The sequence below is a fragment of the uncultured Peptoniphilus sp. genome (assembly GCF_946998875.1).
GTDB lineage: Bacteria > Bacillota > Clostridia > Tissierellales > Peptoniphilaceae > Peptoniphilus_A.
Map to the genome: position 1 here is coordinate 110,284 of NZ_CAMQAY010000001.1, position 12,447 is coordinate 122,730.

Consider the following 12,447-nt stretch of genomic DNA (forward strand, 5'->3'; position numbering starts at 1 on the left):
GGCAATTATGAAATTAGTTATATTAGGACCTCCAGGGGCCGGCAAAGGCACACAAGCTGAATATATTGTTGAAAGATACAATATTCCACACATTTCAACTGGAGATATCTTTAGAGAAAATATTAAGAACAATACAGAACTTGGTAAAGAAGCTAAGTCTTATATGGACAAGGGTCTTTTAGTTCCTGATGATCTTGTAATCGCCCTTGTTGAAGATAGACTTAACAAGGCTGATGCTAAAGAAGGATTTCTATTAGATGGTTTTCCAAGAACTGTGGCTCAAGCTGTTAGTCTTGACTCTATTTTAGACAAGAACAATGACAAATTAACTAAGGTTATTAATATTTCAGTTGACCCTGAAATTTTAATAGAAAGAGCTGTTGGAAGACGAGTTTGTAAAACTTGTGGAATGACTTATCATGTTAAATTCAATCCTCCAAAGGAAGAAGGAATTTGTGATAAGGATGGCACTAAGCTTATTCAAAGAGATGACGATACTGAAGAAACTGTAAAAACTAGAATTTCAGTTTACTTTGATCAAACTGCACCTCTTATTGATTACTACAGGGCACAAAATCTCCTTGTAGACATCGACGGTGCTAAGGATATTGACAAGGTATTTGAAGATATAGTTAATGGTCTCGAATAGTTCATGGATAATACATTTAGTCTTTTTAAGGGACAAGTTGTAAGATCCAAAAAAGGTAGAGATGAGGGAAAAGTTTTTGTAATCACTGAGATTATTGACAAAGACTACCTTTATCTTGTAGATGGAAAACTGAGAAAGCTAGATCGACCAAAGAAAAAAAAGGTAAAACATCTTTATATATATAAGGACATTATTGATCTTGATAATAAAGATCTTAATGATTCTTATATTAGGAAGAAACTATTACCTTATAGCTAAAGGAGGATCCTTAATAATATGGCTAAAGAAGATGTAATTGAAGTTGAAGGCGTTGTTGTAGACGCTCTTCCAAATACTCATTTCAAGGTAGAACTTGAAAACGGACATATCATACTTGCTCATATTTCAGGTAAATTGAGAATGAATTATATTAGAATTCTTCCTGGTGATAAGGTGACAGTTGAGCTTTCACCTTATGATCTTACAAGAGGAAGAATAACTTGGAGAAAGAAATAATCCTAAGGTTAGGAGGCATTTAAATGAAAGTAAGACCATCTGTAAAAAAGATGTGCGAAAAGTGCAAAATAATTAAGAGAAACGGAAAAGTAATGGTAATCTGTGAAAATCCGAAACATAAACAAAGACAGGGATAAGGGAGGTAATTATGGCTAGAATTTCCGGTGTAGATTTACCTAGAGAAAAGAGAGTTGAAATCGGACTCACTTATATTTATGGTATTGGAAAACCTAGATCTCAAGCAATTTTAACTGCTGCAGGTGTTGATTTTGATACAAGAGTTAAAGATTTGACAGAAGCTGAACTTGCTAAAATCAGAGATGAAATAGATAAATACCACGTAGAAGGTGATTTGCGTCGTGATGTTGCAATGAGCATCAAGAGACTTCGTGAAATCAACTGTTATCGTGGAAGAAGGCATAAAATGGGTCTTCCTGTAAGAGGACAAAAAACCAAGACTAATGCTAGGACAAGAAAAGGTCCTAAGAAACTTGTTAGTAAAAGTAAGTAAGGGGGGACTTTAATGGCTAAAAAACAAAAAGTTACACGTTCAAGAAGACGTGTTCGTAAAAATATTGAAAAGGGCGAAGCTCACATAGCTTCAACATTTAACAACACTATGGTTACTCTTACTGATATTAACGGTAATGTTATATCTTGGGCAAGTGCTGGACAACTTGGATTTAGAGGTTCAAGAAAGTCAACTCCTTTTGCAGCACAAGAAGCAGCACAAGAAGCAGCTGAAAAGGCTAAAGAACATGGATTAAAAAGCGTTGATGTATATGTAAAGGGTCCAGGTTCAGGAAGAGAAGCTGCAATTAGATCTCTTCAAGCATCAGGTCTTGAAGTAACTATGATTAAAGATGTTACTCCAATTCCTCACAATGGATGTAGACCACCAAAACGTAGAAGAGTCTAAGCTATTTATCGAGAAGGAGGGTACCCATGATTGAAATTGAAAAACCTAGAATTAGTATTGAAGAATTAGATGAGTCAGGTTTATATGGCAAATTTGTCGTTGAACCTCTAGAAGCTGGATTTGGTATCACTATTGGAAATTCCTTAAGAAGAGTGCTACTTTCCTCTCTACCAGGCGCAGCTGTATCTTTCATAAATATACGCGGCGTTGAACATGAATTTGATACAATTCCAGGGGTATTGGAAGATGTACCTGAAATAGTTTTAAACATTAAATCTATAGTTTTAAAGATGACTGAAGATGAACCTGTAAAACTTATTATAGAAAAGAAGGGCAAGGGAGAAATTAAAGCCTCTGACATTGAACTTCAACCTCATGTAACTATTATAAATCCAGATCAACATATAGCTACTCTAAATGAAGATGCTGATTTTTATCTTGAAATGATGGTTGAAAAGGGAAGAGGCTATGAACCTTCTGAACTTAAAAAGGATGAAATAACTGAAATTGGAATTATTCCAATGGATTCTAACTTCACTCCTGTGGAAAAAGTAAACTGGAAAGTTGAAAACACGAGAGTGGGACAAAGAACTGATTATGATAGACTAATCCTTGAAGTTACAACAGATGGCTCTATGAAAGCTGATGAAGCTACATCTCTTGCAGCAAAAATCTTGACAGAACATCTTGAACTCTTCATTGGCCTTAAAGAACATGTCAGTGAAATAAATTTGATGGTTGAAAAAGAAGAGGATCAAAAAGAAAAAGTTCTCGAAATGACAGTTGAAGAATTAGATCTATCTGTTAGATCTTTTAACTGCCTAAAGAGAGCTGGAATAAACAGCGTTGAGGAACTTACTAATAAGACTGAAAGTGAAATGATGAAGGTTAGAAATCTTGGTAGAAAATCCCTACTAGAAGTAACTGAAAAACTTGAAGAATTAGGATTTGGCCTCAAAGCTGAAGAAGATTAAGGAGGACATTATGGCAAAAAACAGAAAACTTGGCCGTAATTCAAGTCATAGAAAGGCAATGCTTAGAAACCTTGTTACTTCTCTTTTGCGTGAAGGTAGAATCAAAACTACTCACACAAGAGCTAAGGAAGTTCAAAAGATTGCTGATCGTATGATTACACTTGGAAAAAGAGGCGACCTTCACGCAAGAAGACAAGCTTTAGCATATATTTATTCAGAAGATGTTGTTACAAAATTATTTAACGAATACGCTGAAAAGTATGCAGATAGAAATGGTGGATACACTAGAGTATTGAAGATGGGTCCAAGACGTGGAGACGGTGCAGAAATTTCAATTATAGAATTAGTATAAGGAAATCCAATGGGGTTTCCTTTTTTTTATACTTTTGGAGGTTCTATGCTTTATAGAAGTATTTACGATTCACCATTGGGGAAAATTTTAATCCTTTTTGATAAGGACACTCTTCTTGGACTTTACTTTGAAGGGCAAAAAGAATTTCATGACCTTATAAAGGATGAAGAGGTAAAAAATTTTAATGAGAAAGAAGTTTTTAATGGAGTAGAAAAATTTAATAATAAGTCAGAAATAGAAAATAATAAAATTTGCGAAAATAAAATTTTAGAAGAGACAAAAAAGTGGCTTAATATATATTTTTCTGGCCTAGAGCCAAATTTCACTCCTAAAATAAATTTAAGAGGCACAGAATTTAGAAGAGATGTGTGGAAAATTTTACTAGAGATTCCCTATGGCGAGACTCTTACCTATAAAGACATAGCAAATAAACTTATGGCAAGTAAAAAGTATGAGAGAATGTCTTCTCAGGCAGTAGGCGGTGCAGTGGGGGCTAATCCTATTTCTCTAATCATCCCTTGCCACAGGGTTGTTGGGACAAGTGGATCTCTTACTGGCTATGCAGGAGGGCTTGTTAGAAAGTTAAAGCTTCTTGAGCTTGAGGGCATAGATGTTAATAAATTTTTCATGCCAAAAAATCACGAATAATTTTTTATTCAAAAATTTTAAGAAGAATTTTAAAAAATTCTCTCCGCAAATTACTTAAAGAAAATTTTACAATATTTTATTACTTTTATCCCTTGAAAAAATTTTTCCAATGTATTATCATATATGTATTAGCAGAAGACATTAGTGAGTGCTAAATATAAGGAGGTTAATATAGATGAAACTTAGACCACTTGACGATAAAATCGTCATCAAGAAAATTGAAAAAGAAGAAACAACTGCTTCAGGCATAGTTCTTCCATCATCAGCCAAGGAAGAATCAAATATTGCAGAAGTTGTTGCAACAGGAAATAAGTTAGATACAGATGAAGACATGAAGGGTCTTGTAAAAGTTGGAGACAAGGTTATTTTCTCAAAATATGCAGGAAATGACATCGAACTTGACAAGGAAAAGTACACAATTATAAAATTCCAAGACATCTTGGCAGTTATTGAATAAGGAGTGATAACATGGCAAAGGAAATTAAATTCTCAGAAGATGCTAGAAAGGGCTTAATAAAAGGAATAAATACTCTTGCAGATACAGTTAAGGTTACACTTGGACCTAAGGGTAGAAATGTAATTTTAGACAAGGAATATGGCACACCACTTATTACAAATGATGGTGTTACAATTGCAAGAGAAATTGAATGTGAAGATAAATTTGAAAACATGGGCGCACAACTTTTAAAGGAAGTTGCTACAAAGACCAATGATGTTGCAGGTGACGGTACAACTACAGCTACTCTTCTTGCTCAAGCAATTATTAGAGAAGGAATGAGAAACCTTGCAGCAGGCGCAAACCCAATGGTTCTACAAAAGGGAATTGCTAAGGCAGTGGAAAAAACTGTTGAAGAAATCAAAAACTTCTCTACAGAAGTTTCTTCTAAGGAAGCAATCGAGCAAGTTGCATCAATTTCAGCTGCCAATGAACAAGTTGGAAAGCTAATCTCTGAAGCAATGGAAAAAGTTGGCAACGACGGCGTAATCACTGTCGAAGAATCAAAATCCATGGGGACAAGTCTTGATGTAGTTGAAGGTATGCAATTTGACAGAGGATACCTTTCTCCATACATGGTGACAGATTCTGACAAAATGGTTGCAGAATTAGAAGACCCATACATTTTAATTACAGACAAAAAGATTTCAAATATACAAGAAATTTTGCCACTACTTGAACAAGTGCTTCAAGCATCAAAACCACTTTTAGTCATAGCAGATGACATTGACGGCGAAGCACTAGCAACACTAGTTGTAAACTCCCTAAGAGGAACACTAAATGTAGTTGGAGTAAAGGCTCCAGGCTATGGCGACAGAAGAAAAGATATGCTACAAGATATAGCAATCTTAACTGGCGGACAAGTTGTTTCATCTGACCTAGGTCAAGACCTTAAGGATGCAACTATTGAAATGCTTGGATCCGCATCAAAGGTTAGAGTAGAAAAAGACCTTACAGTTATAGTAAATGGCGCAGGGGAAAAATCTGAACTAGAAAATAGAATTTCCCACATTAAAAATCAAATAGAAGAATCAGATTCAGAATTTGACAAGGAAAAATTACAAGAAAGACTTGCAAAACTTTCTGGCGGAGTTGCAGTAATCCAAGTAGGAGCAGCAACAGAAGTTGAACTTAAAGAAAGAAAGCTAAGAATCGAAGATGCCCTTGCAGCAACAAGAGCAGCAGTAGAAGAAGGAATTGTAGCTGGTGGCGGAACAGTACTAATCGACTCAATAGATGCAGTAGCAAAAGTAGTTGAGGAATTAGAAGGAGACGAAAAAACTGGCGCAAATATAATCCTTAAGGCATTAGAAGAACCACTAAGACAAATAGCAGAAAACGCAGGACTAGAAGGTTCAGTAATAGTAGAACATGTAAAGACAAAAGAAGCTGGCATTGGCTTTGACGCATATAGGTCAGAATATGTAGACATGAAAAAGGCTGGAATAGTGGACCCAACAAAGGTAACAAGATCAGCCCTACAAAACGCAGCAAGCGTAGCATCAATGATTTTGACAACAGAAGCAGCAGTAGCAAACATAAAAGAAGAAGCACCAGCAATGCCTCCAATGAATCCAGGCATGGGAATGATGTAATGATAAGAAAAACCGAGACGAGTCTCGGTTTTTCTGGTTTTCACAGCGAATGCGAGCGTTAGCGATGCAGGAGCTGATGAAAAATCTTATCCAGCGAACGAAGACGATGCGACCGAATAGGGAGCATTGTCGAGTGAGTCGGATTGTAAATAAAGAAAAAACCTAAACAAAGACAGTCACAAAAAGCGGCTGTCTTTTTAAATGTCTTCACTACGAATGCGAGCGTTAGCGACGCAGGAGCTGATGAAAAATCTTATCCAGCGAACGAAGACGATGCGACCGAACAGGGAGCATTGTCGAGTGAGTCGGATTGTAAATCAGAAAACAACCTAAACAAAGACAGTCACAAAAAGCGGCTGTCTTTTATTTTATCTTTACACTGAAGCCAAGCGATAGCGACGCATGACCTGATGAAAAATCTTATCCATCAAAATAACAAATTTTTAAAGCAAAACAAAGTCACTCCTCACGTTTAAATCTTCACAACAAGAGTAATAATATTATGAGGTGGAATATGTTTATTAACTATATTAAAGCTTTTAATGACAATTATATCTGGGCTATGGAAAAAAATGGAAAAGTCCTTGTTGTGGACCCTGGCGACGCTGGCCCTGTCATAGATTATTTAAAGGATAAAAAACTTGACTACATTCTTTTAACTCACAAGCACATGGACCATGTGGGAGGAGTTAAAGAACTTAAGGATAAATATGGTGCGAAAGTCTACGGACCACTTGAAACAAAAGAATATAACGACATAACTTTAAAAGACGGCGATGAATTTGAAATTCTTGGTGAAATTTTTAAAGTCATTTTAACTGGAGGACACACAGAAGACCACATCTCTTATTTAGTGGAAGACAAATTATTTTGCGGCGATGCCCTTTTTCTTGCTGGCTGCGGCAGGGTCTTTACTAAGGACTACAAAAAAGCCTATGAAGGACTAAATAAATTAAAGGACTTAGATGAAAACACTTATGTTTATCCCGCTCATGAATATTCTCTTGCCAACTTAGAATTTGCAAGGTCTGTCATTTCAAATGAAGACCTAGACAGTGAATATGATAGAGTAAAAAAACTGCGTGAAGAAGATAAGATCACTCTTCCATCAACTATAGGCAAGGAGAAAAAAATAAATCCCTTCTTCTTGGCAAGGGACTTAGATGAATTTATCCAATTTAGAAAGAAAAAGGATAATTTTTAAAGAGAAAGCTCTGGATCATAAGCTGACCCAGAGCTTAATTTTTTATTGATTTAATTCTTTTTCTATCTTATTTAGCAAATCTTCTGGTATAGGGTTTTCTTCACTATACTTAGGATAATCTATTTCCTTGCAGAAAGCGTAAATATATTCTTCTAAACTAGGTGCAGAAGAAAGAGGGTTAGTCATAGAGCGACATTGTTTCTTAAAATTATAATCATCCATTTTTGATAAAATATCACTGTGGTTTTTGGAATCTGTAAGAATTAAATCTGGATAGACTTCAAAGATTACATCTGTATTTGGATTTTTTTCGCTTCCAACAATTTTTGCATCTGGATAAAGGTCCTTTGCTTCTTCTACAACTCCACCAACATTTTCATAGTCAATTTCCTTTAAAATAATAGAAATATTTTTAGTTAGTGCCACAATATTATACTTTTCTTCAATTTGATTATCTTGATTTTCTTTAGCTGAAGTGTCTTCTGCTTGGACTTGTTCACTTTGAGTAGAATTTTTCGGTGCTTCTTCACTAGAATTTCCACTTTCGCTATTTGTTTTTTTACAGCCACTAAAAATTAAGGGAAGTGTCAATAAAATAATGAGATATTTCTTTTTCATAATCTTGCCTCCTAAACTCACAAACTATACTTTACCTTAATAACATAATATCACACAAAAAAACATACAAGAACTTTTTTTTAATTTAGAAATTTTATTTTAGAGAATATAAAATAAATTGTAGGTCAAAAAAAGTGCTGGCAAAAATGCCAACACTTATTTTTTTTATATTATATCAACCGATACCGCCAAATTTTGCGCCTGCTATTAGGGCGATTATGGCAGCTGTTACATATACATATTTTGCAAGTGGATAATACCATCCGCCGATTTCTTTTCTATGACCTTGACTAACTGCAGGGATTACATAATCTTTTCCTGCAACCCATAGGAACATTATGCCTGCAAGGGCTGCTCCAAGTGGGCAGATGTAAATGGAAACTACATCCATCCAACCGCCTACTATAGCTTGAATAAATATAGCTACAATACAACCAATTACATGAATAGTTGTTGTTGCAATTGGTCTTGAAAAATTAAATTGTTCTTGCAAATAGGCAACTGGTGCTTCGTAAAGATTTATTATTGAAGATACGCCTGCGAAGAGCACACAGATGTAGAAAATAATACCAATGACTCTTCCTACAGCCATGCCATTAAATACATTTACTAGGTAAATAAACATTAATCCAGGACCACCAGTATCAAGAGGTGCATTTGCTGTTGCCATGGCAGGGATAATTACAAAGGCTGCAAGTAGAGCTGCAAGAGTATCAAAGACTGCAACATTTCTTGCAGAGGATGGAATGCTTTCGTTTTTAGGTAAATAGGAGCCGTAAATTACTGTTCCATTTCCGGCAACTGATAGGGAGAAAAAGGCTTGTCCAAAGGCAAAAATCCAAACTTTTGGATCCTTTAATCCTTCTGGGTTTACTGTAAAGATGTATTTATATCCATTAGCTGCACCTGGAAGGGTGAAGATGTAAATTGCAAGTCCTACAAATAAAACAAAGAGGACAGGCATCATAATTTTGTTTGCCTTTTCAATTCCGCCAGATACGCCCATTACCATGATGACAAAGCTTGCAATAATTGCTACAATGACCCAAATATTTGCGCCAAAGGCAGAGGCTGTTTGTCCAAAAGTTCCGTCAATTACATCCATGTCTTGACCCATAGCATAAAGTCCGCCTGATAATGAAAGGAAAGTGTACTTAAAAATCCAAGCCATTACACAAGTGTAACCTATTGCTAGGGCAAGGGAGCCTACTACTGGTATAAGTCCAATTATTTCGCCAAGTTTTCTATTATTCCATCTTAATTCCGTGCATTTTCCAAAGGCGCCAACTGGACCAGCTTCAGCAGATCTTCCCAGTGCCATTTCAGAAATTACGCCAGTAGAACCTATAAGAGTTACAAATATTATATATGGAATTAAAAAAGTCATTCCACCATAGGTAGAAACCATTATAGGGAATCTCCAAATATTACCCATACCAACTGCAGAGCCTATACAAGCAAGTATAAAACCCCATTTACTTTTAAAACCATCACGAGCTTTTAAGTTATTATCCATAGTCATTCTCCTTAATAGGGTAGCCCCTCTTGCAAGGGGCTTTTCTTAATATTAAATTAAAAAATTAAAACTTATTTTTCATCTTCAGAAGGTTCATAAGTTTCAAGGAAAGCGTGGAAGTGACGCATTGGAAGGTTCTTGCCTTTTACTATTCTAATATTAGGAATAGTTGCACGATCTTCGTAAAGAGCCTTTACAGCTGCAATAACATAATCCATGTGTTCCTTTGAAAGTTGACTTCTGTTTACTGCGAAACGAACTACATTGGCTACTTCAGCTTGTTGTTCTGGAGTCTTTAGGTCATATTCCATTGAATAGTTGCCTAGTTCTGCAGTTCTAATTCCATAGCGTCTAATTAATTCAACAGAGAAACCTTGACCAGCAAAAGTTTCTGGTCCTCTCTTGTTGTCGAAAAATTCGTCCATGTTGATGTAAACACCGTGACCACCAGCAGGAAGTACAACGCCCTTTACGCCAGCCTTGTAGAAGCCTTGTGCAAGGTATTCGCATTGTTTAACACGGGCATCAAGATAATCAAACTTTGCTGCTTCATAAAGGCCAGCAGCAAGTGCCATAATATCTCTACCACTCATTCCACCGTAGGAGTCGTTGCCGTAGGAAGAAATTTGTTTAACCTTTAAAAGAATTCCAACATCAGTTTTAACTGATCCGTCTTCGTTAAAGTCAGAGAATTTCTTCCAGAATAAGCCCTTATCTCTAAAGGCAAGAACGCCACCCATGTTTGCGTGTCCGTCTTTTTTAAGAGATGCAGTAAAACCGTCGCAATAAGAGAACATTTCCTTAGCGATTTCTGGGATTGATTTGTCAGCATAGCCATCTTCATTAACTTTTATGAAGTAAGCATTTTCTGCCCATCTTGCAGCATCAAACATGTAAGGAATTTCGTATTTGTGAGCAATTCTTGAACATTCTCTCATGTTAGCCATGGAAACTGGTTGACCACAAACTGTGTTGTTAGTAATAGTTGTATAAATTAGAGGAACATTTTCTGGTCCTAATTTTTCAATTAATTCTTCCAACTTTTCTGTGTCCATGTTGCCCTTAAATGGATTCTTTTCATAGTGACCATTTTCAGGAACTTCCCACAAAAGTTCTTTATTGTATAAGTTTCTTGGGATAGAGCCCATTTGCTTGATGTTTCCTTCAGTTGTGTCAAAGTGTCCATTAGAAGGAATTGTATAAGTCTTTCCAGGTTCTCTTCCATTTAAAATATTTCTAACAAGTTCAAATAAAACAGATTCAGCTGCACGGCCTTGTTGGATGATAAAAGTATTAGGTCTTTCCATTTGAGCGGAGCCACCGTTAAATAGTCCACCTTCATATTCACAAAGGTAAACTTCATTCATCATTTTTTCAACATCAGTGCAGTCAGTTCTTACAAGGTCAATAATTCTCTTTTGATCGTCGCCTCTTTCGAAGACATCTCTAAAGGTATCTAGTAGGACATAGTAGCCCTTGTTTCTACCATAGGATTCATCACCCAAAAACATTGCAGACCATTGAACATCTGTCATGGCAGTAGTTCCTGAGTCAGATAACATATCGATAGTTAACATTCCTGCAGGGAAAGCAAATTCATTGTAGTGAGTAGCCTTAAGAGCTCTTTCTCTTTGTTCCACAGTTACATTTGGAATATTCTTTGTAACATAAGTGTAGGAATGTGGTGTAGGTACATCTAATTGATACTTTTTCATAAAAAACCTCCATATAAAAATAAAAAAGTTATAGAGGAACCCCGGTCATCGACAAAAGTCGACTAGCGGACAGTATCCTATAGAGAACCCCGGTTATCAAAATTTTAAAAATTTCTTTCTTGATGAGCGGTCAGAACTCCAAGATAATATGTATTATCTAAGAAATAGTTTACATTACCGATTTATCAAAGTCAATAATAGAAGTTTCCCAATAAATAAATTTTTAAGGGAAAAAATCTTTGGTTTTTTTTAATTTTCCAATAAAAAAATCTCCAATAAAGGAGATCTTTTCGTCTTTATTTATTTTTCAACTGAAGCTGAATAATTTTTTTCTATAGAGTCGTCAAGCATCTTTGTAAATTCTTCGTCACTTTGATTTACATTAAGTCCTTCAGTTAAGGCTCTTGAATAAGATGCAATTACGCCCCTATTTTTTCTAAGTTTTTCGTTAGCTTCTTCTCTTGAGTAGCCGCCAGATAGGGCAACAACCCTAACAGTTTGGTCAAAGTCATATAAATCTTCGTAAAGATTTTCTTTTTCTGGAAGAGTCAACTTAAACATTACATAATTTTCCTTGCCAAGTTTTTTTAGTCCTTCAATTAAATATTTTTTAAGGACTTCTTCGATAGCAGCCTTATCCTTAGCGTGGATGTCAACTTCTGGTTCAATAATAGGAACAAATCCTGCTGCAGAAATTTTCTTTGCGTAGTCAAATTGTTGTTCAACAACTTTTTTAATTGACTCTTCATTAAGTTCCTTTACAACAGAACGCATCTTAGTTCCAAAAATATTTCTTTCTTTGGCATTTGCAAGAAGTTCGTCAAGGTGCTTGAAAGGCTTCATAAGTTGAGCGCCGTCTTTTTCGGCGTCAAGACCTTCGTCAATTTTTAGGATTGGAACTATGCCCTTTTCTTCCCAAAGGTAGTCACCAGTGTACTTGTCGCCTACTTTTGAATTCATTGTAACCTTAAATAAAATTGCAGCCAAAATTCTATCAGATATGAAAGCTTCGTTTGTTATAATTCTCTTTCTCATTTCGTGAACGAGCTTAAACATTTCTTCATCGTTGGAATACTTGTCTTCTGTAACCCCATAATTTAAAAGTGCCTTAGGTGTTGAGCCACCTGATTGGTCAAGAGCAGCTATAAAGCCTTTGCCATTTTTCATTCTATCAAATTGTTCTCTATTCATTTTTACCTCCAAAGTCTAGACTTCTAATTACTTCTAATTATATAATAAGTAGACAAAGTTGACAAATGACAAAAT

Annotated in this window: 16 protein-coding genes; 12 read left to right on the forward strand and 4 right to left on the reverse strand. The window is 35.6% G+C overall.

Features of this window, described 5'->3' with window-relative positions:
* The first annotated feature begins 7 nt into the window (after positions 1-7).
* The 12 genes from Q0U74_RS00530 to gloB all read left to right on the forward strand — a co-directional run bounded on the left by Q0U74_RS00530 (position 8) and on the right by gloB (position 7,332).
* Positions 8-649, forward strand: coding sequence for an adenylate kinase (locus Q0U74_RS00530; protein ID WP_019124976.1), 642 nt, complete (start codon positions 8-10; stop codon positions 647-649).
* Positions 650-652: 3 nt separating this feature from the next.
* Complete coding sequence (locus Q0U74_RS00535; protein ID WP_070610408.1) at positions 653-907, forward strand: KOW domain-containing RNA-binding protein; 255 nt, start codon at positions 653-655, stop codon at positions 905-907.
* A gap of 18 nt (positions 908-925) precedes the next feature.
* Positions 926-1,144, forward strand: a complete 219-nt coding sequence (infA, locus tag Q0U74_RS00540; RefSeq protein ID WP_005957367.1) for a translation initiation factor IF-1 — start codon at positions 926-928, stop codon at positions 1,142-1,144.
* Positions 1,145-1,167: 23 nt separating this feature from the next.
* Complete coding sequence (gene rpmJ / locus Q0U74_RS00545) at positions 1,168-1,281, forward strand: 50S ribosomal protein L36 (RefSeq protein ID WP_010244353.1); 114 nt, start codon at positions 1,168-1,170, stop codon at positions 1,279-1,281.
* Between the two features lie 11 nt (positions 1,282-1,292).
* The gene (gene rpsM, locus Q0U74_RS00550; RefSeq protein ID WP_019124974.1) at positions 1,293-1,655 is read left to right on the forward strand and encodes a 30S ribosomal protein S13; all 363 of its coding nucleotides are present in this window, start codon (positions 1,293-1,295) and stop codon (positions 1,653-1,655) included.
* A gap of 12 nt (positions 1,656-1,667) precedes the next feature.
* A complete protein-coding gene (gene rpsK, locus Q0U74_RS00555; protein WP_019124973.1) occupies positions 1,668-2,063 on the forward strand; it encodes a 30S ribosomal protein S11 in 396 nt (131 codons plus the stop codon).
* A gap of 26 nt (positions 2,064-2,089) precedes the next feature.
* Positions 2,090-3,037, forward strand: coding sequence for a DNA-directed RNA polymerase subunit alpha (locus Q0U74_RS00560; RefSeq protein WP_297391898.1), 948 nt, complete (start codon positions 2,090-2,092; stop codon positions 3,035-3,037).
* Positions 3,038-3,047: 10 nt separating this feature from the next.
* Positions 3,048-3,389, forward strand: a complete 342-nt coding sequence (gene rplQ, locus Q0U74_RS00565) for a 50S ribosomal protein L17 (RefSeq protein ID WP_297391900.1) — start codon at positions 3,048-3,050, stop codon at positions 3,387-3,389.
* Between the two features lie 45 nt (positions 3,390-3,434).
* Complete coding sequence (locus Q0U74_RS00570; protein ID WP_297391902.1) at positions 3,435-4,037, forward strand: methylated-DNA--[protein]-cysteine S-methyltransferase; 603 nt, start codon at positions 3,435-3,437, stop codon at positions 4,035-4,037.
* A gap of 175 nt (positions 4,038-4,212) precedes the next feature.
* Entirely contained in the window at positions 4,213-4,494 is a 282-nt protein-coding gene (gene groES, locus Q0U74_RS00575) for a co-chaperone GroES (protein WP_019124969.1), read from the forward strand.
* A gap of 11 nt (positions 4,495-4,505) precedes the next feature.
* Complete coding sequence (groL, locus tag Q0U74_RS00580) at positions 4,506-6,128, forward strand: chaperonin GroEL (RefSeq protein WP_297391906.1); 1,623 nt, start codon at positions 4,506-4,508, stop codon at positions 6,126-6,128.
* Positions 6,129-6,642: 514 nt separating this feature from the next.
* The gene (gloB, locus tag Q0U74_RS00585; RefSeq protein WP_297391908.1) at positions 6,643-7,332 is read left to right on the forward strand and encodes a hydroxyacylglutathione hydrolase; all 690 of its coding nucleotides are present in this window, start codon (positions 6,643-6,645) and stop codon (positions 7,330-7,332) included.
* Positions 7,333-7,374: 42 nt separating this feature from the next.
* Here gloB and Q0U74_RS00590 read toward each other — a convergent pair whose 3' ends face one another.
* The 4 genes from Q0U74_RS00590 to Q0U74_RS00605 form a co-directional block, all read right to left on the reverse strand.
* On the reverse strand, positions 7,375-7,950 hold the full coding sequence (locus Q0U74_RS00590) for a hypothetical protein (protein ID WP_297391909.1): 576 nt from the start codon (positions 7,948-7,950) through the stop codon (positions 7,375-7,377).
* Positions 7,951-8,125: 175 nt separating this feature from the next.
* Entirely contained in the window at positions 8,126-9,466 is a 1,341-nt protein-coding gene (locus tag Q0U74_RS00595) for a sodium-dependent transporter (RefSeq protein WP_297391911.1), read from the reverse strand.
* A gap of 71 nt (positions 9,467-9,537) precedes the next feature.
* Positions 9,538-11,181 (reverse strand): tryptophanase, encoded by a 1,644-nt coding sequence (locus tag Q0U74_RS00600; RefSeq protein ID WP_297391914.1) that lies wholly within the window; start codon positions 11,179-11,181, stop codon positions 9,538-9,540.
* Positions 11,182-11,481: 300 nt separating this feature from the next.
* On the reverse strand, positions 11,482-12,372 hold the full coding sequence (locus Q0U74_RS00605; RefSeq protein ID WP_297391916.1) for a fructose bisphosphate aldolase: 891 nt from the start codon (positions 12,370-12,372) through the stop codon (positions 11,482-11,484).
* Positions 12,373-12,447 lie beyond the last annotated feature (75 nt).

Excerpts from the sequence above, each read along its gene's own strand:
- Q0U74_RS00530 (WP_019124976.1), top strand. The coding sequence starts at position 8 with ATGAAATTAGTTATATTAGGACCTCCAGGGGCCGGCAAAGGCACACAA.
- Q0U74_RS00535 (WP_070610408.1), top strand. The coding sequence starts at position 653 with ATGGATAATACATTTAGTCTTTTTAAGGGACAAGTTGTAAGATCCAAA.
- infA (WP_005957367.1), top strand. The coding sequence starts at position 926 with ATGGCTAAAGAAGATGTAATTGAAGTTGAAGGCGTTGTTGTAGACGCT.
- rpmJ (WP_010244353.1), top strand. The coding sequence starts at position 1,168 with ATGAAAGTAAGACCATCTGTAAAAAAGATGTGCGAAAAGTGCAAAATA.
- rpsM (WP_019124974.1), top strand. The coding sequence starts at position 1,293 with ATGGCTAGAATTTCCGGTGTAGATTTACCTAGAGAAAAGAGAGTTGAA.
- rpsK (WP_019124973.1), top strand. The coding sequence starts at position 1,668 with ATGGCTAAAAAACAAAAAGTTACACGTTCAAGAAGACGTGTTCGTAAA.
- Q0U74_RS00560 (WP_297391898.1), top strand. The coding sequence starts at position 2,090 with ATGATTGAAATTGAAAAACCTAGAATTAGTATTGAAGAATTAGATGAG.
- rplQ (WP_297391900.1), top strand. The coding sequence starts at position 3,048 with ATGGCAAAAAACAGAAAACTTGGCCGTAATTCAAGTCATAGAAAGGCA.
- Q0U74_RS00570 (WP_297391902.1), top strand. The coding sequence starts at position 3,435 with ATGCTTTATAGAAGTATTTACGATTCACCATTGGGGAAAATTTTAATC.
- groES (WP_019124969.1), top strand. The coding sequence starts at position 4,213 with ATGAAACTTAGACCACTTGACGATAAAATCGTCATCAAGAAAATTGAA.
- groL (WP_297391906.1), top strand. The coding sequence starts at position 4,506 with ATGGCAAAGGAAATTAAATTCTCAGAAGATGCTAGAAAGGGCTTAATA.
- gloB (WP_297391908.1), top strand. The coding sequence starts at position 6,643 with ATGTTTATTAACTATATTAAAGCTTTTAATGACAATTATATCTGGGCT.
- Q0U74_RS00590 (WP_297391909.1), bottom strand. The coding sequence starts at position 7,950 with ATGAAAAAGAAATATCTCATTATTTTATTGACACTTCCCTTAATTTTT.
- Q0U74_RS00595 (WP_297391911.1), bottom strand. The coding sequence starts at position 9,466 with ATGGATAATAACTTAAAAGCTCGTGATGGTTTTAAAAGTAAATGGGGT.
- Q0U74_RS00600 (WP_297391914.1), bottom strand. The coding sequence starts at position 11,181 with ATGAAAAAGTATCAATTAGATGTACCTACACCACATTCCTACACTTAT.
- Q0U74_RS00605 (WP_297391916.1), bottom strand. The coding sequence starts at position 12,372 with ATGAATAGAGAACAATTTGATAGAATGAAAAATGGCAAAGGCTTTATA.